At 33.9% G+C, this 23,909-nt stretch carries 9 protein-coding genes; 2 read left to right on the forward strand and 7 right to left on the reverse strand.

The features are described from left to right. Position 1: 1 nt before the first annotated feature. The 7 genes from M4I44_RS16700 to M4I44_RS16730 all read right to left on the reverse strand — a co-directional run bounded on the left by M4I44_RS16700 (position 2) and on the right by M4I44_RS16730 (position 21,976). Positions 2–12,643 carry a non-ribosomal peptide synthetase gene (locus M4I44_RS16700; RefSeq protein ID WP_256472263.1) on the reverse strand — a complete coding sequence of 4,214 codons (12,642 nt, stop codon included), beginning with the start codon at positions 12,641–12,643 and terminating at the stop codon, positions 2–4. A gap of 113 nt (positions 12,644–12,756) precedes the next feature. Continuing rightward, positions 12,757–15,135, reverse strand: a complete 2,379-nt coding sequence (locus M4I44_RS16705; protein ID WP_249965452.1) for an AMP-binding protein — start codon at positions 15,133–15,135, stop codon at positions 12,757–12,759. A gap of 19 nt (positions 15,136–15,154) precedes the next feature. Then, positions 15,155–16,549: an aspartate aminotransferase family protein gene (locus M4I44_RS16710; RefSeq protein WP_249965453.1), complete on the reverse strand. Its 1,395-nt coding sequence runs from the start codon at positions 16,547–16,549 to the stop codon at positions 15,155–15,157. Between the two features lie 76 nt (positions 16,550–16,625). Beyond that, complete coding sequence (locus M4I44_RS16715) at positions 16,626–18,425, reverse strand: cyclic peptide export ABC transporter (RefSeq protein ID WP_249965454.1); 1,800 nt, start codon at positions 18,423–18,425, stop codon at positions 16,626–16,628. Positions 18,426–18,443: 18 nt separating this feature from the next. Further along, on the reverse strand, positions 18,444–20,042 hold the full coding sequence (locus M4I44_RS16720; protein ID WP_249965455.1) for an MBL fold metallo-hydrolase: 1,599 nt from the start codon (positions 20,040–20,042) through the stop codon (positions 18,444–18,446). A gap of 562 nt (positions 20,043–20,604) precedes the next feature. After that, a complete protein-coding gene (locus tag M4I44_RS16725; protein ID WP_070908390.1) occupies positions 20,605–21,342 on the reverse strand; it encodes a thioesterase II family protein in 738 nt (245 codons plus the stop codon). Between the two features lie 7 nt (positions 21,343–21,349). Further along, a complete protein-coding gene (locus M4I44_RS16730; protein WP_249965456.1) occupies positions 21,350–21,976 on the reverse strand; it encodes a 4'-phosphopantetheinyl transferase superfamily protein in 627 nt (208 codons plus the stop codon). 280 nt (positions 21,977–22,256) lie between these two features. On the opposite strand from M4I44_RS16730, the gene M4I44_RS16735 reads away from it, so the two are divergent. Next, positions 22,257–22,613 carry a hypothetical protein gene (locus M4I44_RS16735; protein ID WP_249965457.1) on the forward strand — a complete coding sequence of 119 codons (357 nt, stop codon included), beginning with the start codon at positions 22,257–22,259 and terminating at the stop codon, positions 22,611–22,613. 220 nt (positions 22,614–22,833) lie between these two features. Then, positions 22,834–23,889 (forward strand): serine hydrolase, encoded by a 1,056-nt coding sequence (locus M4I44_RS16740; protein ID WP_249965458.1) that lies wholly within the window; start codon positions 22,834–22,836, stop codon positions 23,887–23,889. Positions 23,890–23,909 lie beyond the last annotated feature (20 nt).

Raw genomic sequence — 23,909 nt, forward strand, 5'->3', positions numbered from 1 at the left:
ATTATAATTCAATGTTTATACTATAATCATTTTTAGTATCAGTAGAGTTGACTAGTTTATAAATGATATATGATGCTAACTCTTCTACAGTATTAAATCTGAAAATGTTTCGAATAGATACTTCTATTAATAGTTCTCTACGAATCATAGACACTAAGCGGGTTGCCAATAAACTATGCCCTCCCAATTCAAAAAAGTTATCATGAATTCCTACCTTATCAATCCCTAATAATTCTTGCCAGATTTCTGCTAACTGCGCTTCCGTTTCGTTGCGTGGTGCTACATATTCTTTATTTGATAATTCTGACCCATCCAGATTTGGTAATGACTTTTTATCCAGCTTTCCATTACTGGTTAATGGCATTGTCTCTAAAGTCACCCACAATTGGGGAACCATATATTCCGGTAAACTTATCTTTAATTGTTCTTGTAATACTTCTTTATCGAAATCTCCCTCAGGTACAACATAACCAACCAGACGCTTGCTACCAGCTGAATCTTCCTTAGCCAATACACAACATTGTGCTACTCCCGGTAAAGAAGACAAGACGTTTTCAATCTCGCCCAATTCTATACGATAACCTCTAATCTTAACCTGGTCGTCTTTTCTTCCTACAAGTTCAATATTACCATCAGGTAACCAACGTGCCAAATCGCCTGTTCTATAAACTCGTTCTCCCTCTTTATACAAATTCGATATAAACTTCTCATTTGTTAATTCTTCTCGGTTTAAATACCCTCTTGCTACCTGAACGCCTCCTATACACAATTCTCCAATTACTCCTAATGGCACTATCTTATCATAATTATCAACTATGTATATCTTAACATTATCTATCGCTCTACCTATGTTTACTTTTTGAAAACGATTTAATCTTTGAGCTGTAACCCAAATAGTAGCCTCTGTTGGACCATATAGATTCCAAACAAAATTACTTATAGTAGTAAGGCTATCCTTTAAAGATTCCTTAATAGCTTCTCCTCCGGTTAAAATTGTAACTCCTTCTTTATTGTCCCAGTCATTATCAATAAGCATTTGCCAGGTTGATGGTGTCGCCTGCATAAAATCAGGGCGGTAATCCGCTATAAAAGATTGAAGTTTATCTGCATCTTTTATGGATATGCTATCTAACATGATAACTTTAGCTCCTAATAATAAAGGAGTGAAAAATTCTAAATAAAAAATATCAAAAGTGTATGTTGTCACTGACAGAAATGATTTTAAATCACTCATTTCTAAACCATTAATCATACTCAACAAGAAATTAACTAAACTGGTATGAACAACAGGAACTCCTTTAGGAACACCTGTACTTCCCGAGGTGTAAATAACATATGCCAAATTAGAAGGCGATAACAGAGGACTCAATTCTCTTTTTGAGCAGTTTGAGATAAGATCCCAATCACTATCTAAAGATAAAACTGACAAACCTTCACGTTTATCTATAACTGCACGGCTTAACTCACTGCTTAACACCAAATCAATACCAGCATCTGTAAGCATGTAATTTAAACGATCTCTTGGAAAATCCGGATCGATGGGAACATAAGCGCCTCCTGATTTTAAGATTCCCAGAATACCAATAAACATCTCTAAACTACGTTCCAAACAGATACCAACAAGAGCATCTGGTTTAACTCCTTTCTCTTGTAAATAATGTCCCAACTGATTCGAACGTTGGTCTAATTCTTTATAACTTAGTTCCTCACCATTATAAACAACTGCAATAGCAGCTGGTGTTCGTTTAACCTGTTCAGTAAATAAATCAATTACAGTCCTATCTTTTGGATATGCGACATCAGTGTTATTAAAAACATCCAATAATTGATGTTGTTCTTCTTTGGTAAGCATCGACAGATTACCCAAAGACCTGGAAGTATCGGCTACGACGCTTTTTAACAACTCTTGATAATGCAACAGCATTCGATCGATTGTTGTCTTTTCGAACAAGGCAGTACTGTAATTTATGTTCAGTGAAATTCCTTCCTCTTCTTCTGATACATTCAATGTCAAATCAAACTGCGTAGTAACCATATCAAACTCGTAATCTGATACCACAACCCCCTCTAAATCTAATTTTTTATTCGTTGCTGATGCATTCTGTACTATAAACATCACTTGGAACAAAGGGGTCATGCTCATATCCCGGGTAGTAACTACACGATCGACTACTTTCTCAAAAGGAACCAACTGATGGTCATATCCCTCCAAAGTAGTCTGCTTGACCATTGCCAATAGTTCTCTGAAGCTAGGATCACCACTCAAATCACTTCGAAGTGCCAGCGTATTGACAAAAAAACCTATCATACCCTCTAACTCCGATTGTGTACGGTTAGCTATAGGAGTTCCTACACAAACATCCTCCTGTCCTGTATATCGGAACAACAAAACCTTAAAAATGGACAAAAACAACATGAACAAGGTTACTCCCTCTTCTTTGCATACTGACTCCAATGAAGCGCTTAGTTCCTTATCCAGTATAAAAGAAACACTCGCTCCCACACTACTCTGCACAGAAGGACGTATGTGATCTGTTGGTAACGATAAAGTACCAACACCTCTCAATTTCTCCTCCCAATACAACAACTGATTCTCTAAAATAATTCCTTCTAAATACTTGCGCTGCCATATCGCATAATCTGTGTACTGTAAACTAAGCTCTGGTAAAGCGGCCGCGTGACCAAACTGCAGAGCGTTGTACAATTCCATAAACTCATTGGTCAGGATTCCTCCTGACCAGCCATCACTGGCAATATGATGAAATACAATTGCTAAGACATATTGATTGTCTCCAAGATCATACAAACATGCTCGTAGCTTGTAATCTTTCGATAAATCAAAAGGACGCATCAGATAATCCCGTAGACTGCTTTCGGACATTGATCTGTCTTTTATTTCCAATTGATCCAATGACCAGTTTTTAGCGCTGATAATTTCCTGATAACCAATTCCTTCTTCTGAAAGAAGCATACTGCGTAAAACCTCATGACGGGAAACAATCTCCTGTAAGGTTTGCTTCAGTATCGATACTTCTAATACGCCTTCTAAACGAAGAACAATAGGGATGTGATATTCTGTACTGCCTTGCAACTGATCCAAAAACCATAATCGTTCCTGACTAAAGGATAAAGGAATGCGAACAGGACGATCCTCTACAATAATATTTGGCAATAAAACTCCTTCTGACTGGACGGATACATGAGCTGCTAATTCGGTGATTGTGGTATGTTCAAATATTTCCTTGATAGTAACTTCTATACATAACTTTTTTCGAATCATGGAAACCAAACGAGTAGCCAATAAACTATGCCCCCCCAATTCAAAAAAATTATCATGAATTCCTACCTTATCAATCTCTAATAATTCTTTCCAGATGATAGCTAACTCCTCTTCCGTTTCGTTTCGCGGTGCTACATATGCTTTACTTGATAATTCTGAACTATCCGGATCTGGCAATGCTTTTTTATCCAGCTTACCATTAGTGGTTAATGGCATTACTTCTAAGGTCACCCACAATTGTGGAACCATATACTCAGGTAAACTTAGCTTTAATTGGTTTTGTACTATTTCTTTATCGAAATCACCCTCAGGTACCACATAACCAACTAAACGTTTGGTGTTATTTAAATCTTCTTTGGCTAAAACGCAACACTGGACAACTCCTGATAATGATGATAATACATTTTCAATCTCTCCTAATTCAATACGATAGCCCCGAATTTTAACCTGATCATCTTTTCTCCCTATAAATTCAAGGTTGCCATCTGGTAACCAGCGTGCCAAATCTCCCGTTTTATAAATTCGCTCTCCTTCAATAAAAGGATTGTTTATAAATTTTTCTTTGGTTAATTGTTCCAGATTTAAATAACCTCGTGCTACTCCTGCTCCTCCCACACATAATTCACCTACTACTCCAACAGGTAAAAGATTGTGTTCCTCATTCATCACATACACCTGAGTATTATCAATAGGTTTCCCAATGGATACCCTATTTTTTATACCTCCCTGGAAAGTTGTAGAACAAATACTTGCTTCTGTAGGTCCGTAAGCATTAATGTAGTTGTAATGCTCAGAAAATCTCTTCGCTACTTCTAAAGGTATTGACTCTCCTGCAGTAACTAGCGTTTTAATACTTTTTATATCGTCAACAGCTAATAATTGTAAAAAAGCCGGTGGCAAGGTTGCAAAAGTAATAGCATTATTTGCTATAAAGTTTCTAAAAAAGGTAACATCTGATTTTGCTTCTTCTTTTATAATGCATAAGCGACTGCCACTCAAAAGAGAAATACCTATCTCCCAAATAGAAGCATCAAACGAAATACTCGCAAATTGCAGACAGCTATCCTTATTACTAATTGAAAAAGCAGAAATCTGAGATAGTATTGTATTGACAATATTTCGATGTTCAATCATTACCCCTTTTGGTTTACCCGTACTACCCGAAGTGTAAATAATGTATGCCAAATTATCAGGGCTGGTATTTATTTCAGGGAAGTCATCAGAGTAATCGGAGCAATTCTTTTTGAATGTTTCCAGTACTAAATCATCTATAACAACAGAACAGTTACTATCTTTCTTTATGTATTCTTTTCTATCTTCCGGAAAATTGGAATCTATTGGTACATAAGCTGCACCTGTTTTCAATATCGCAAGAAATGAAATAATTAACCATTCACTGCGCTCTAAAACTACTCCTATTAGACTATCTGCAATAATACTATTATTTGATAATAAATAATGAGCCAATTGATTGGAGTGTTTATCTAATTCTTTATAAGTTAGTTCCACGTCCTTATAAACAATTGCGATAGCATTTGGTGTTTGTTTAACCTGTTCGACAAATAAATCTATTATGGTCTTATCTACTGGATATACAGCATCAGTGTCATTAAAAACATCTAATAGTTGGTGTTTTTCTTTATTAGACAGGATATTCAACGTATTTATGCTTACTTCTTTTTCAAAAGTTAAGCCATCTATAAGTTGAATTAATGATTGTTCCATGAATTGAAGTATACGACCTGCTCCAATGTTCACATCCACAAGTGCTGTTAATCCAAAATCAATACCAAAATCATCTACAATAAAGTTAAAAGGATAGTTCGTTCGTTCATAATCATCAATTAGCGTTATCCCCAAATTTTTCATATTACCCTCTTCTACTGCTGAAGAATGACGGTAATTTAATAAAGCACTGAAAAGGGCCATTTGATTGGAAATACCACTCCAATCCTGAATGTAAGATAAAGGAGTTTGCTCATAAGATAACAATTCTCCTAATCTTAACTTAACTTCCTCTAAATACTCCATAACACTGCCTTTTAATTCCAAAGCAACTGGTAGTGTATTGATAAACAAACCTAAAGAATCTGCCGCACCTAAAGAGCCTTGCAAACGTCCAGAAAATAAGGAGCCAAACACCGCATACTGCTTATTACTGCATCTTGCTATTACCAATCCGAAAGCCGCATGAAACAATACAGCAGGACTAATACTTAAATGGACACAAGTAGTACGCAATGCTGTACTTAAATCTTTAGAAAGGGTAACTGTGGCCTCTTCAATTTTTGTACCATCTCCTAAGGCATTTGATAAATTAAATGGATAGGTAGGTTCATTAATTGCTCCCAATAATGACCTAAAATAAGACTCTCCATCGCTGACTGATTGTGCATGCAAAGTATGCCCAATAAAATCCCGATATAAAAAAGGAACTGAAAGATTTTCCCCTTCTCCTGACAGGTGTACCATTACCTCTTCCATGATTTTCTCTAAACCAACATGGTCCATTATTAAATGGTGATAATAGACTACCAGATAATATGATTCGTTCTCAGGATCATCTGTTAATTTCAATTCCAGTAATGGAGCCTTAGAGGTATCCATCCAATGAGTACCTGAAGTTGCCAATACTTTCAACTGTGGTAAAATAGCTTTGGAATTATCCAAGTTTGAACTCTCTAATAATTCTACTGGTAAAACAGCTTCTCGCAATACTACCTGAACAACATCAGGTAAATCAGCACTTAAAAAAGAGGTACGCAAAATATCATGGCGATTCACCACAAACTGTAAGGCTTCGATAAAGTCTGTACGCTTTTTTGAATCAGAAAATGAAAGTAAACCCGAAAGAATATAAGGATCTCCCTGAACAGCATTGCTCATAAGATGGTGAAAATAAATCCCTTCTTGTAATGGAGATAAAGGATAGATGTCTTCAATATTTGAAATACCACCTGGAACCATTGCCACTATCTTATCTAAATCGTTTTGCTCAAAATCAAGTAAAGGAACCATCAATGGTGTGATACAATCACTTGTTACTAAAATTCCATTAGCAGGAACAGTGTAAACAAACGATATCGAAGATAGCTTATCACCAATAGAAGCTATAGTTGGGCCTGCAAAAATATCTTTAACTGCGATATTAAAATCTAACGCCTGTAGGCGGGATATCAATTGAACTACCAGCAAACTGTGACCTCCGAGTTCGAAGAAGTTATCATGAATCCCTACTTGTTCTACCCCTAACAGGTTTTGCCAGATTTCAGCTAATTGGGTTTCTGTTTCGTTGCGTGGTGCTACATATTCTTTACTCGATAGTTCTGAACCATCCGGATCTGGTAATGCTTTTTTATCCAGTTTTCCGTTACCGGTTAATGGCATTGTATCTAATGCTACCCATAATTGAGGAACCATGTATTGTGGCAGACTTAATTTTAATTGGTTTTGTAATTGCTCTTTGTCTAATGCTCCTTCTAAAACTACATAACCAACCAGACGTTTGTTGCCTGCTGTATCTTCTTTGGCCAAAACACAACATTGTGTAACTCCCGCTAAAGAAGACAAGGCGTTTTCAATCTCACCTAATTCTATTCGATAGCCGCGAATTTTAACCTGATCGTCTTTTCTGCCGATATATTCTATGTTTCCATCCGGAAGCCAGCGTGCTAAATCTCCCGATCGGTATAATCTGGAAGTTTTATCCGCACTAAACGGATTCGCTATAAACTTCTCATTGGTTAAGTCTTCTCTATTTAAATAACCTCGTGCTACTCCTGCTCCCGAGATACACAATTCTCCTTCTACTCCTATGGGAACCAGATTTAAATGAGCATCCACTATGTAACATCCTAAAGTTGGAATTGCAGTACCTATATTACTGATCAAACTCTGTGTATCTGACTCTGTAATCTCTTTGTAAGTTACATGTACAGTTGTTTCTGTGATGCCATACATGTTGATCAGTTTACAATCTACATAAGAACGCTTCCATCTTTCCAAATAAGTGGAATTCAGCGCCTCTCCTCCAAAAATTACATAACGCAGAGAATGTGATGATTTTTTGGATAAAAATTCTTCCTGAAGTACGTAAAATGAACCTGGTGTCTGATTTAAAACTGTTACACCTTCTTTTATTAGTAATTCCTTAAAAGAAACAGCATCTTTTGTTAGGAACTTAGAAACAACCACTAAACGGCCTCCATGTAATAAGGCTCCATACATCTCCCATACTGAGAAATCAAAACAAAAGGAATGAAACAAAGTCCAGACATCACCGGACCCAAAATCATATAACGGGGATTCGTTTTTAAATAATCGAACTACATTTTTATGCGTTATCAAAACTCCCTTAGGTGTACCGGTACTTCCTGAGGTATATATCACATACGCTAAATTAGAGGCTGTCAATACAGTACTAAGCGCTGTTGTTGGATACCCTGAGATAAGTTCCCAATCTTTATCCAGACACAGAACGGATAATTCTTCATCTCTGTTTATAACATTACAACTGGTTTGACTGCTTACAACCAAATCAATACCAGCATCTTTAAGCATATAAGCGATACGATCTGTTGGATACTCCGGATCAATAGGAACATAAGCGCCTCCTGATTTTAAGATCCCAAGGATACCAATTAGCATTTCTAAACTGCGCTCCAGACAGATCCCTACAAGAGCATCGGGTTTTACACCCTGCTCACGTAAATAGTGTGCCAACTGATTGGAGCGCTGATCTAATTCTTTGTAGGTTAGTTTTTCATCTTCATAAACAACTGCAACAGCATTAGGTGTTTGCTTAACCTGCTCGATAAATAAATCAACAATTGTTTTATCTGATGGATAGGCAGCTTCAGTGTTATTGAAAACATTCAATAATTGATGCTCTTCTGCCTGGCTAAGCATCGACAGAGTACTGATTGGTTGTTTGGTACTGCTTACAATACTTTGCAATAATTCCTGATAATGCAGCAGCATACTCTCGATTGTAGCCTTATCAAATAAAGCTGTACAATATGACATCTCCAATGAAATACCATTATTATCCTCAAATACATTTAACATCAAATCAAATTGAGAGGTAATGTTATCAAACTTATAATTTGAAATCTTAATATTCTCTAAACTCAATTCTCGAGATGCATCAGGCGTATTCTGTAACACAAAAAGTACTTGAAACAAAGGATTCATAGACATGTCACGAGTAGTAACCACACGATCTACTACCTTTTCAAAAGGAGCTAATTGATGGTCATATCCCTCTAAGGTTGTCTGTTTTACCCTTGCTAATAAATTACTAAAACTTGGGTTTCCGCTTAAATCACTGCGAAGAGCAATAGTGTTTACAAAAAAGCCAATCATGTCTTCTAACTCCAATTGCGTACGATTTGCAATTGGTGTTCCCACACAAATATCAGACTGTCCGCTATAACGAGACAATAAAACTTTGAAGGCTGATAATAAAAACATAAACAGCGTAACACCTTCTGATCGGCATAAGGAATCTAAGGATGCTGTTAACGTTTTATCTAATACAGAAGATATAGAAGCTCCATTTGTGCTATGTACTGAAGGGCGTGCATAATCCATTGGCAATGCTAAAGTGCTAACGTCTTGCAGCTTCTCTTCCCAATAAGATAATTGCTCTTCTAAAACAGTATCTACTACATATTTTCGTTGCCAAATGGCATAGTCTGCATACTGCAAACTCAATTTTGGAAGACTTGCTGTTCGATCTAATTGAAGTATATTATACAACTTCATAAACTCATTGACTAAGACCCCACCGGACCAACCATCACTGGCAATATGATGGAATACACTGGCCAGTACATATTTTTCGTTCCCACAATCATATAAGCAACATCTTAGCATATAATCCTTAGATAAATCAAAAGGTTTCTTCAGATAGTCTGCTATATTACTTTGTAATAATACTTCATCTGATACAATTTCTCTATCCAATGACCAGTTTTCTGCACTGATAATTTCCTGATAACCAATTCCATGCTCTGAAAGAAGTACGCTTCGTAATACCTCATGACGATAAACAATTTGCTGTAAAGTTTTTTCTAATATGAATATATCTAAAGGTCCCTCTAAATGAAGAACTACAGGTATGTGATAATCTGTACTGCTTTGCAACTTATCCAAAAACCATAATCGCTCCTGACTAAAGGATAAAGGAATACGGGCTGGACGATCCTGTACCGTAATTGTAGGTAAGGCAACACCTCCGGATTGAGAGGACACAAAAGTTCCCAACTTAGAAACCGTAGTATGGATAAATATTTCCCGAATAGAAACTTCTATTGTCAACTCTTTACGAATTATAGAAACTAAGCGTGTTGCTAATAAACTATGACCTCCCAGTTCAAAGAAATCATCATGAATACCAACTCTTTCAACACCTAATAACTCTTGCCATAAATTAACTAGTTGTAATTCTAAATCTGTAGTTGGTTCGGCATATTCTTTACTTGATAACTCTGAGCTATCCGGATCTGGCAATCCCTTTTTATCTAGTTTTCCATTACTGGTTAATGGCATTGCATCTAATGCAATCCAGATCATAGGAATCATATATTCTGGCAGGCTTTGTTTTAATTGGTTTTGAAGATGCTCTTTATCTAATGCACCTTCTGCTACCACATAACCTATTAAGCGTTTTGCACCATTTACATCTTCCCTGGCCAATACGCAACATTGTGTAACTTCGGGAAGCAATGATAATGCGTTCTCAATCTCACCTAATTCTATACGATATCCACGAATCTTAACCTGATCGTCTTTCCTGCCTATAAATTCCAAATTACCATCAGGTAACCAACGCGCTAAATCACCCGTTTTGTACATTCGCTCTCCTGTTTTAAAAGGATTCGCTACAAACTTTTCACGGGTCAATTCTTCCTTGTTTAAATAGCCACGGGCTACTCCCGCTCCGCCAATACACAATTCGCCAATTACTCCTATAGGTACTAATGACTCAGAAGTGTTGAGTATATAAAAACTATTATTCCATAAAGGCTTACCAACAGGGACATTCACTAAACCATCAAGAATCTCAACATTATCAGTTTCAAAATAAGAGCTATCAATAGTTGTTTCAGTAGTACCATAACTATTAATGATTCGCATAGCGTGACCAAACCTGCTGTATACTCTTTTAAAGTCATTAATATTACATACATCAGATCCCAAAATTAAGAGCTTCATCCAAGCATAATCTAAACTTTGCTCGTAGATATAATCCATCAATGGAATCACTAAACCTGGCGTACCTTCTAATATAGTAATACCCTTTTCTAAAATAAGATCATAAAGTCTGGCCGGATCCAACCTGGCATCTGAAGGACAAAGTACCATTCTGCCTCCAAATAATAAACTTCGGCATAAATCGCCGGAAAACACATCAAAAGAAAAACTTGCCATTTGCAATAAGCAAGTATCACTATCCAAATGATAAGATGACTCCCAACACAAAGCCATATTCAATAAACTCGTATGGTTAATGACAACTCCTTTAGGTCTGCCTGTAGAACCTGATGTATAAATAACATAAACAGACTGATCTCCATTGATAATAGTATCAACCTTGCTTAATGGTTGTTTACCTATTGAGTTCCAACTATCATCTGTTGTAATAATTTGTATTTTCTTGTTTTCGGCAGCTAAAAATTCATGTGCATGATCTGTTATGAAAAAAGTGGTGTTACTGTCTTCAATTATATAATGAATGCGCTCTTCAGGATACTCGGCATCTATAGGAACGTAAGTTCCGCCTGCCTTTAAGACCCCAAACACCGCTATAATCATATCAAAAGAACGATTGACACAAATACCTACCAAATCTTCCGGACTTAATCCTTTACCTATCAAATAATGGGCTATCTGATTTGATTTTTCATCTAACTCTTTATATGTCAATTCTTTTTTCCCAAAAACAACTGCAATGCTTTCCGGCATTCGCAATACTTGTTCTTCAAACAAATCAACTATCGTTTTATCTTTTGGAAATAATACTTCTGTATTATTAAAATGCTTTAGTTGTTGCTCTTTTTCATCTTCAGATAACAATTGTATATTTCCTATACTGCCTCCATCGCTTTCAATGATTTGATTTAAAATAAATTGATAACAGTCTAAAATATCTTTTGCCAATTTACTGCTTAAGAAAGATTCTCTGTAATCCAGAGAAAGAACTAAATCTCCCGATTCCTCAATGGCATTAAACATTAAATCAAAATCACTGTAAACTGGTTTATTATGCACTACCTGTAAGTCTACACTTTCCATATCAATATTAGAAACACTAACATTAAAATTGAAAACAACATTTACCCAGTTATCATATTTTATATCAGTCTCTTTTTGGAGCAATTCCATAAAACTAGCATAAGGATATTCCTGATGCTCATAGGTTTCATATATTCTATTTTTTAGATCCTTTACATATTCTGTTAAAGAATCCTTAGAATTATGGGATATTAAAAAAGGCATAAAATGAGAGAAATCTCCAATTGCTTCTTGTATATCCGGCATTGTTCTGCCACCTGTGGGAATACCAATAATAAGCTCATTTTTCTCCGTTATTTTGCATAACAAGAGTTCGAATGCCGACAAAAATGTCATAAAAAGTGTTAGATTTTGCTGGCTGCTCCATTTTTTGTATCTAAGAATATCTTCTGCAGGAATACGTAAAGAAACGGACTTACCTGCATTCCCATATTGAGATACACTGTTATCAAACGGAAGTACTATATTAAAAGATTTTTTAGAAAACTTATTTATAAAATACTCTTCGTGAACCTTCCAGGCATCACTACTCAATTTATTTTCTAACCATTTTGTATACTCATTAAAACCAACGGGCTGTAATAAGTCCAGTTTCTTTCCCTGAAATAACGAATTGTAGTTATTTGCAATTCCTTTAATAAATAAAGCACAGGACCATCCATCTGCTATTATGTGGTGCATCGTCACAACTAAAGCAGTCTCTTCTGAAGAAAATCTTACTAACTGTAGTCGCATTAGAGGCCCTTTTGTAAATGAGAATGCAGTATGCATGTTTACATCAACTAAAGCTTTATATGCCTTTTCCTGTTGATCTAATCCATCTTTTGAAAAATCTATTTCTTCTATTGGTAAAGTAATAGAGGAATCGAAAATTAAGTGTACTCCGTCTTCTGATACCCGAGTTCTTAAAATATTATGTGTATCTACGAAATTATATACTGCTATTTTCAGCAATGACGCATCTATTTTACCTTTCATCTGTAAGCTGAAAGATTGATTATATGCTAAAGATCTTTCCGGGTCAATTTGATGAAGAAGATTAAACTTCTGTTGTGTCAAAGTCAAATTGACCTTAGAAATATTTGATTCTTGCCGTTCTTCCTGTTTTTTTGGTAGTTTTTCTAAAAAAAAATCTTTACCGTCAAATAATCCTGTCTGACTGATTTCTTCTTTAGTTATTATTTTTTTTTTATACTATCAAATAGGTTTGTAGTTTCAGAAATCTCAGCGACGCTTACACCTGTTCCCTGTTTATTGGTATTCTCTGAAGTTTTAAAAATCTTTAAAAACTCCAAAATGATGTGATTTTGTTGTTCAAGAATACGATTCTGTTCCACTAACAGATCTCTGATTGTAATAAAGTCGGTACTATCGGTTGTAGAATCCGCGCCAGTATGAATCTTTTCATTTGAACTTGTCGGCAAACCAGAAGAAATATTCGTATGAAATGGCTCATTAGCCTCTACCTGATTGTCAGATATGGCTTCCGTTTGTCCCTTTTCCTGAGTAATGTATTTTCTAATCGCATCTATATTCGTCAAATCTTCAAACATCTTGCGAATTGGAGGTTCTACTCCGTATTCTTTATGTATTATCCCAATCAGTCTTATGATGTTTAAAGAACCTACACCTAATTCTGAAAACGAAGTATGAGCATTAATTTCTAATATGTCTACGTTTAATTCAGTTGCTACAGCTTCTCGTAAAAACGTTTCTACATCATTAGATAACGTTGCTGCTTTTACTATTTCGTTCTCTTGTAACTGTTCATTATTAATGCTTTGTCCTCGGACCCATTGATCCATTACTCCATCAATAGTAGCAGACTCATATAATTTTTTTGTGGCTAATCGTTTAATTTTCCCACTTGACGTTTTTTCAACTTTTCCCGGTTCAACCAATACAATTCCATATATAGCTAATTCATGTTGCTCAAATACACTATCAATTATGCGCTTAACAATGAAATCAAAATCATAGCCCCTCATTGACGTTCTTTTAATTTCCTGAACAACAACTAATTGATCTTTTCCATTTGCCTCTATACAAAATGCTGCACCTGCATTGTTTTGCAAATCAATATGAGATTGTTGTACAACACGTTCTATATCTTGTGGAAAATGATTTACTCCATTAATGATCATCATCTCCTTTAAACGACCCGTTATAAAAAGTTGCTCATTCATTAAAAACCCCATATCGCCTGTGCGCAAATACTCTGTTTCGTCTGCACTAAAGTTTACATCCGAATTTTGAATTCGCGCCTGAAAAAAATCTTTAGTCAATTCTTCCCTTTGCCAATAACCTTTTGCAACGCTTTCCCCACTAATCCAAATTTCACCTATTTCATTTTCCTCACATAAGATCTTAGTATCGGGATTGACAATCTTAATTGCCAATTCTTCTAAAACTGGTCCATTACCTATAAATTCAATGGTATTCGAATTTTTATTTTCTTTATTTAAAAGTTTTACTTTTCCTAAATGAAAATTTTCTTTATCTAATAATAAGACTTTAGGTACTGAATTAAAATTAGAACAGCTAACGATAAGAGTCGTTTCTGCCATTCCATAGCATGGAATTAACTGCGTGCTGCTAAATCCAACTAAACTAAAACTAGTAGTAAAATTATTTATGGTTTCTGGTCTAATTGGTTCTGATCCATTATAGGCAACTGACCAACTGCTTAAATCGAGTCCTTTTAAATCCTCTTCCTTAATTTGATTAACACACAAATCATATGAAAAATTAGGTCCTCCGCTAAAAGTCGCTTTATAATCTGAAATAATTTTTAACCATCGAAGAGGTTTTTGTATAAAGGCAGTTGGAGGCATAATATTCATTTCAAAGCCCACATATAAAGCCTGAAGAATATTTCCTACAAGTCCCATATCATGATAAATAGGTAACCAGCTAACTCCTACTGAGTTAAAATTTTGATGAAAACAATTTTCCATCAATTTATTATTATGGACAATATTAGAATGTGTGACCATAACTCCTTTTGGATCACCTGTTGATCCAGAAGTATATTGAAGAAAAGCTGTATCTCTTGGTAATACAACAGGAAACTCTTTGTCCAAACTATGAGTTAAGAGGTTCGTTTGCAACCATTTTACATCTGCAAAAATTTCATTATCAAACCAACTAATTGTTTTAACGTATATACTCTCTATAGTCAAAATGAGAGTAGCTTTACAATCTACAGCAATATTTTCCAATCTCCCCACTCTTCGTTTCCCTTGTGGTGGAAAAGCTGGAACTGCAATCACTCCTGCCATTAAACAGCCTACAAAGGCATCTATAAAATCTAATCCTGACGGATATAAAAGTAAAACACGATCTCCGGGATTTGCATATTCTAAAATATGAGACGCAATACGTTTTGCATTATCATATAAATCCTGAAAAGTTCTGCGATCACTTTCTTCTTCCCCATTTTCTAAAAATCTATAAATAACCTTATTGGGAGCTTGATTAATATGATTAATTAAAACTTTAACTAAGGTTTCTTTCGAAGTTACTTCTTCTAGATTAGTCGATTTTATTAGTGGCATTATTATGTGGTTTTATTTTTTACAGAACTGATTCCAAGTATTTTTCCATTCTAACTTTGATGGCCTCTTTCATAATTTCAATTGCTTCATCAACAATTTTGTGAGTTGTGATTAAAGGAGGGATCAATCTCATTACATTTTTATAATGACCACCTACTTCAAACAATAGCCCACGCTGAAAGCATTCCTCTCTAAGCTCTTTAAGATATTCCGGAAAAGGTTCCTTCGTAATCTTATCTTTTACAAACTCTACCCCCAACATCATTCCCTTTCCTCTTACATCTCCTATAAATGGATTTTCGGCTTCTAATTCCTTCAATTTTTCCATTAAATAGCATCCTATTGACTCGGTATACTTTTCAATCTCATATTCATCAATAAAATCAAAAGCTCCTCTTGCTGCCGCGATACTCACCTGATTAGATCTAAAGGTTCCTATATGATCCGCAGGCTTCCAGGCTTCTATACTTTTTTTATAGATTAATCCGGAAATAGGAAAACCTATTCCTCCAAAGCCTTTAGAAAATGTTACAATATCAGGTACCGCTTTTGTATTCATAAATTCTAAAAACTTTCCTGTTCTGAAAAAACCACTTTGAACTTCATCAAAAATTACAATAACATCATGTTTATGAGCTACTTCGACTATACGTTCAAGGTACCCCTCTTTAGGTGCGATATTACCTCCTTCACCTTGCAGAGGTTCCAGTATTATAGCAGCAGGTTTTACAATTCCTGAATGTGCCGTATTTAATATCCATTCGAAATGACTTACACATTCGAACTCACAACTATCACTATTTTTACTGAAAGGACAACGATAGCAATAACTATAGGGTGCAAAACTTACATTTGGAATTAGGGATGTCAATTTATTACGAAAAAATGTATCCGAAGTTACTGCCAAAGCCCCGGAACTCATTCCGTGATACCCTCCTGTGAAAGCTATAATTCCATCACGTCCTGTCTTAATTTTTGCCAGTTTTATTGCTGCTTCTATAGCATCTGATCCCGTAGGTCCTCCAAAACTCACCTTGTATTCCTCCTGAATCTCAGTTGGCAAGTTTTTTAATATTAGCTGAATTAAATCAAGCTTATTTTCAGTTGGAAAATCTAATGCATGAATCAATTCTGTTTGTTGCTCTTTAACATAATCAAGCACATATTCGTTACCATGTCCCACATTCAGAACTCCGCATCCTCCAAAAAAATCAATAAACTGATTCCCGTCCACATCTTCAATAATACTTCCTTTTGCTCTTTTTATTGCAATTGGCATACTTCTAGGATATGAAACAACACTTCCTTCAATTTCACTTTGCAGCTTCAACAATACTTTCGATTTTTCACCGGGTATTGAAGCTGAAACAATTTTTGCACATTCAGATAAATGATACTTTTTAAGTAACTCCATAGTAAATTATTCTTACTTATTTTATTAATACAGATCTAGAAGAATTAAACTCTTTAATTAAAGAGGTCTCTGAAAATCAGCTACCAACTTCTAAACCCATTTGTTCTTGCACTAGCATTCCACCGTAATTGAATTTTATTAATCGATCACAGTACTGGTAATAGGCGTCATCATGGGTAATTGCAATTACAGTTTTTCCTTTATTTTTTAAATCAGGAATTATATTTTCATAAAAATACTTTCGAAATTCCGGATCTTGCTCCGCAGCCCATTCATCAAAAATGAAAATATCTTTGTTTTCTAAAAGTGTATATATCAATGCGAGGCGCTTCTGCTGGCCACTGGACAAATTTTGAAATATTCTGTTATTTTCATCCTGTCTAATAACTTTATCCAGTTTCATTTTTTTCAAAAGCTCCGCTAAATGCTTGTTAGATGGAAGAAGATTGAAATTATCATAATTCTCCGTAAAGAGATAATTATTGGAAAAAATACATGATATCATATCTCTATATTGCGCTCTGTTATCATCTGTAATTACTAAATCATTAAGGAAAATGTTTCCAGATTTCGGAATATATAATCCTGATAGTAAATTGATAAAAGTACTTTTTCCACTACCATTGCTTCCGGAGATAAAAATAATTTCCCCTTTCCCAAATTTCAGGTTGATTGGTTTAAGTTCAAACGTAACACTTCCTGTTTCATCAACATGCTGATAGGTTATCTCATTGATTGAAAGAGTTTCTAAAACTGGCCACTCTTCATTTGAAGCTGATAACAGAAGGGCATCTGAATGATTCAAATTATCTGTAAGAGTATCGTTAAACTCATTAATTCTGGCAAATGCAACATTATACCCTATGACACTCTTCATAAGGTTTATCAAAATACCAATTGGTCCCATTAAGAATAAAAGAGTAATCATAAAACCAGAAATGACTGTTTTATCAATACTAAAAACAACAGGTAAGACAAAAAGTATTGCACCAATCAAAAAGTAAAAAAAATAACCTCCTAATAATTCATTGCCAAAAGACGATAATCCTGCTTTGGTACTCAGCTTTATTGCTTTATCACGATTCTCTGTAATGTGCCCAATAAATATAGAATCACTTCTCTTAGTACTCATTTTAACTTTATTGAACCCATGTAAAAAGTCGTTATAAAATCTCATAAATACATCATCAAGATCTCTCTTGGCATCCATATCCTTTTCAATAATTCCATTTCGATATACATAGATAAAAACCAGTATAATAATAAGGGAAACTATCGTTAAGGCTCCTTTAGGATAAAGCCAAAACATGTATCCCATTCCGGCAATTATCATTACTAGAGAATTAAAAAAAGTGATAAAAACTCCGGGAAGTGATTCTAAAGTACGTACATCTTCCATTATCGTTCTTACTCTTTCCTCACCAATCTGCAAATAAGATTCATAATTTGATAGTCGAAGTTTATCAATTATTTGCAAAGTCATTTCTTTACCAAAGATTAGGCTCGCTTTTATCATGTAGCCATTAAAATAGTAGGTAAGCACAAAAGAGACTAAAACAAAAATTAAATAAATTAACCAATCAAACTCATTATAAAAGGGTAATGGAGTTCCGGATATTTTATGACTTACCAGCATTAACAAACTGCTACTCCATAAACCATTAATTACAGCCAAAAATCCAAGTAGTGGTAATGCTACTTTTAGTTTTAATCTTAATAAATTAAGCAATGTTGCTTTTCCCAATTTTCTAGCTAATTTAGTTGCAATTGTAATTTTTATTTCCTGAAAAAAAATCTGAAATACCTTGAAAAATCTCTCGACAATATCTGTTTGTCCATATCTTTTTAGATCTTTTGACGCATTTTCAATTATCAAAAGGAATAAAAATTCAACCTACTTTGAGTACATAATCTCTTTTTCTCCAAACAAACGTTCAGCAATTATATTGTTAGCCTGACAATCCTTTATCAATAGGTCAGACTGAACAATAGGATGAGATTCGGCTGTATATTTTATACTACTAATAAATTCTAGCCAGGGCTCCTGCCCCATTGCATACACATAGACTTCCTTTGGATTAAATGCTTCTACTAAGCCCCTGCCTCTTTCAAAATTAGAGCCCGCCAATCTACGGGAAGAATCCTTATCTCTTGCCAATGGTTCTGTTAGCAATGGACCATAAAGCCATGAAAGTGGCGCTCCGTCACATTCCATCCCTAAAAAGATAACATCAACATCTCCAAGTAAAGATTGCACTCTCTGATAGATTTTTGATTCTACATTGCAGGAATCAGCAACGAAAAGCATTTTAAAATCTCCAACACGCACATGGTGACATATTTTAGCCTGAATATTTAAATCTGAATGCTCTCCTATAAATGGAATTCCGGTAATAGAACAATCGTTAAATTTAATAGTATCCATTTCATCAATTTCTACTACATTATTAAATCCAATCGAATTAAACATCAACTTCAAACTAGGATCCTGCAAACTACCATTAGAAGATCTTGGTACAACTATATTTTTTATTTTATGTCTTAAAGGAATAAGTGTTTCGAATAAAATATGATCTTGATGATTATGTGTAATTAAGACATAATCAATAATATCTGGTAAATCCATATCTGAAAATCGCTCCACTTCCTGAGGATAACCATAATAACTAATAATCGGATCTATAAGAATACTTACATCCTTAGTTTCTACTAATATACAAGCATGACCAAAATAACGCATTCTTACTTTATCTCCCGTATATTTTTCATAAGGCTTAGGAACTTCAGTTGTAAAAAAAGATTCAAAAACAGCCTCCATATCAGAAGGTATATCCAATTTCTTTTTAATTTCACTTAGTGATCCTGGAATTCTTCTCATTTTACTGAGCTCATCTAGCCCACTATGATTAAAAGGTATATTCAAATGTATTTTATCCTTATCTTCTAAACGTGGCGTACTGAGTACAAAGGGTCTTTCGTCATTATCAGTTAACCATAATAAAATACTCTGTGAAGTTTCTTTGTAAAATTCACTATTATATAATAATGTCTCAAAAAATCGAAATGAAGGCTGGTTGTTAAGATCATAAATCAATTCTACATAGCCCTTTAATATCTCAGGAACCTCTGCATATAGCGGTTCAAGGGAGTATCCTTTTGCTTTTGTTTTAAGCATTAAATCTAGCTCTTTAATCCCTTCACTAAAGGCAATGAGATCTTTTTGACTTTTTAAAGTATTGTTGCGTAACTGCTCTATTTCGTCTACTCGTTTTCCTTCATAATCTATAAAAGGTCCACCTAACATTTTTGGATTTTTCACAGCAGCGGCATGGGCAGTAGGAGCCTGAATATAGGATCCCATTATTTTCAAATGTCTACCCACAATATTCATTGCTGCTGTTGCCGGAGATATTAAATGACTCCATGCATACCAGTTATCAAAAAGTGGCTCGATTACTAAATTCGGTTTTAAATAAACTTGATCTGTATTCATAAATATTGTTTTGTACTTAATTTACCTTCAAAGGCATCATATATTTTTTGAGTGATAATTTAGAGCTGTTTGTAACTAAAAATTAAATTCCTCTTTCATCTTATGGATTTAGGTTGATTAACATACCTAAACTTCCAAATATTAGTGATAACTACATAACATTATTCATCCAATAAAATCAAGAGGCCACGAATTTATAGTATTCCTGATACTAAACCTTACGGGAAACCGTAATTACAAAAGATTCTCAAAAAACTTTACGTTTTTTTTAAATTCTGTTAAACTACAACTTAATTTATGCTACTATTTTAACTTTTATATTACTGTATTACAAATGATAACAAAAAAACAAGCTTTAATAAATAGTGACTTACATATCTCACTGAAAATAATTTTAAACTTATTTTATTTCAAAAAGGCAAAACGTTAGGATAGAGAATTCCATCACAATGAAGTATCTAAGAATGTTTTACAGCTAATTTATTACACAATAATATATTTAGTAAGTGCAAATTAGAAAATCGCATTTCAGATTATCACGAACAAAACCTTAAAATAAAATCTAAAAAATAACAACGGAGTTAATAGCAATTTGAGATATCCTTTTTGCGATTGATTCAGCATGTTTAAAAATAAAAAAATGATCTCCTTCTAAAAGTTCAAATGTGCAATTATTGCTAGTCTCATTTTGCCAGTCCTTCATACCTGTAAGAGGGGTTTTTTCATCACCAAAACCTATCTCATCCTTACCCATTAAAATATGAATAGGAAAAGTAAAGGGTATCTCCATCGGTAAATAGCTATAATCCTCTATAGCTTTAAAATCCGATTTCATAATTGGATAGTAAAGATCCAAAAGTTCATTACATTCTAAAATTTCTTTTGGAAGTCCTCCAATTTTACCTACTTCTTCCCAAAAAAGAGAACTGGGTAATATAGATTTTTTGTTATTAAAGCGGCTAAATCCAGGCGCCCCGCGTCCTGTAAAAAAAAGAGCCATGGGTTTATGCATTCTTTTTTCAGTAATTTTCTTTGCCAATTCATATCCTAATAATGTCCCCATACTATGACCATATATGATATAATTTCCTTCTTGTATATGTGGCATTATTTGATTAAATAGATCATTTACCATCTGGTCAACGTTGTCAAACAATTTCTCTTTAAAACGACTACCTCTTCCTGGAAGCTCCAAGGTAATCCAATCTATCTTTTTTGGTATATACTTTTCAATATTATTAAAGCTATATTTATTACCTCCTGCAAATGGAAGAGCTATTATTTTATTATTCGTTGTCATTAATTTTTTAAATCTGAATTAATTTGTGGGATAATTTTGAAGAATCAAATTCTGAAATCTTTATACTTGATTCATTAACTAATTTATTAGTTGCTATATGGCATTTGTATTGATCGTCTAACCAAATTTGTTTTAGAAAAAAATTTTCATTATCAACAATTGCTGTATTTTTCAATACTTCAAAAGACCTTAGTGGTACGGCTAAACCTTTTCCACAACCTTTGATTACAGCTTCTTTTTGTGTCCAATAATTATAAAATGAATCCATCTTATTAAAAGATCCGGTAATTTTTATCCATTCCCCATCTGTCATCTGAGGTTGAAAATCTTCCAGCTGAATATCGCGTTTTAACTCAATATCTATTCCAATTTCACACAGATTAGTCACAGCACAAACAACAATTTTTCCAGAATGAGAAATATTAAAAAAAACTTCTCCTCTTTCTTCCCCAAAATAAGGTTTATTATATTCGGTATATTTTATATTGATTTCCCTATATTTTTTATCAAAATTATCAGTCCCTTTATAAAGTAATATCCTTCCTAATAATGACAATTGAGCATCCTGCCATCTGCGATAGCTCTTTACTTTTTTTTGAAAATCAATTGGTAATTTTAGCAAAGACTCTTGCATTAATTTTTTATGATTATTCTCAGAAATATAGGAATAATATATGTAAATCATTTTCGTAAGAAATATAAATCAACTAACTTTATACTTTGTTATTCACTTTTTGTGATTCATAATAAAGATTCTACAAGTTTAGCAGTAATTAACCTAATAACAAAATTTTATTAATCAAATAAATTTCGTTAAAAAACAAAAATCTATAACAACCAACAGTCAAAAGTAATACCTCGGAGCCTGAAACCTTAGTAAATATGGGGTTGTTAATTTCTGCATCGGGAAGTAAATGACTATACAGGATTTAGTGGGCAATTATTCCATTTCCGGAAGCAATCAGGATGAAAGTAATCAGATAACTTACAAAGGTATTTTGAGTTTATCTTTAGATGAAAACAATCGGATTATTGCCCAATGGCTTATTAACAACACCCAACAACAAAAAGGTCACGGGTTCTTTAAAGACAATATTCTGGTCATTAACTTTAGCTATAAAGGAGACGAAAATAAAATCTATAAAGGGGTTGCGGTTTATAAATGCATCACTGCAGATGTACTGGAAGGTTTTTGGACTGAAAAACAAGGAAACCCGCTCTATTTAGGAACTGAGCATTGTTTACGTATGAAGGCTAAAAACTTAAACTAAATCGAATTTAGGCTTTTGCATTAGAAAAAATCAGAGCTAAATTATTTCTTTGCTATTTACGCTTTCCCGTAATGTTAAAAATCCCCTTTTCAATATCTTAGCAAGAATTATTACTCTTGATAAAACTTAATGAATTAAAAAAGATTAAATAAAACAACATTTATTTAATCTTTTTTAGAGCTAAACATGAGGTAAGCTTCCAGTAATTAAACTAAAAATTATGACCCTAAAACACTTAATGCCATTTTTGATTTTTGCCTTAATTGGGTGCAAAAGTAAGCAGCAAAACGATAAGCAAAATATTGAAAATGCGATTACAAAAAATGCTCATCAGTTGTTAGAAGACAAAAGATTTCATTCTGTTTCAATAGCAGTGTTTAAAGATGGGGAATCTACAATAAAACATTTTGGAGAGTTATCTATTGGAAAAGGAAATAAACCAAACGATTCTACTCGTTATGAATTAGCTTCTGTAACTAAAACTTTTACCGGTTATGTAGCCGCTAAAGCCGTACTTGATAAAAAAATAAATTTAGACGACGATGTTAGAATCTACCTTAACGAACCTTATCCCAATTTAGAGTTTAAAGGTGAGCCAATAAAAATTAAACATCTTCTCACCCATACAAGCGGGTTTCCCAATTTCCCTATAAAAGGTGAAAATAAAACGGCTTTTTTGGAGGGATTGAAATTAATCAAAATTGAAACGATACCTGGAGAGACCTATTTTTATTCCAACACGGCTCCAGAGTTAACAGCCTATATACTTGAAAAAGTGTATCAAAAACCTTATGAGGAATTGGTAACCGAATTTGTTTTAAAACCAAATAAAATGAACCAAACCAAATTTACACTAAATGATAATGAAAGACTAAGATTGGTAAAAGGCTACAACGATAAAAACGAATTAATGCCTAACTTCAATAGAACTTTATGGGGCGGAATTTCAGGATTGCATTCTACCACTACAGATTTGATAAAATATATGAAATTACAACTTGACGAGTCAAATCATATTGTAAATGAATCTCATAAAAAACTATATAAAGAAGGTTCTGATTTTTGGGAAGGCTATCATTGGTATATATTAGAAGATGATAATGAATTAATTTACAGACATCACGGAGGTATATACGGAATGCAGAATTGGTTTGTGATTTATCCTAAACAAAATATAGGAATATCTATATTGACAAATACTAGCTTTAATGAAACAGGAGAAATTTTGGAAAAAGTAGTTCATAAATTGTATGATGACATAAATAAATCAATATAAACTAAAAAAACAAACAGCAC

Origin of the sequence: Flavobacterium sp. B183, from assembly GCF_023539155.1 — a bacterium.
Taxonomy (GTDB): Bacteria; Bacteroidota; Bacteroidia; order Flavobacteriales; family Flavobacteriaceae; genus Flavobacterium; species Flavobacterium tructae.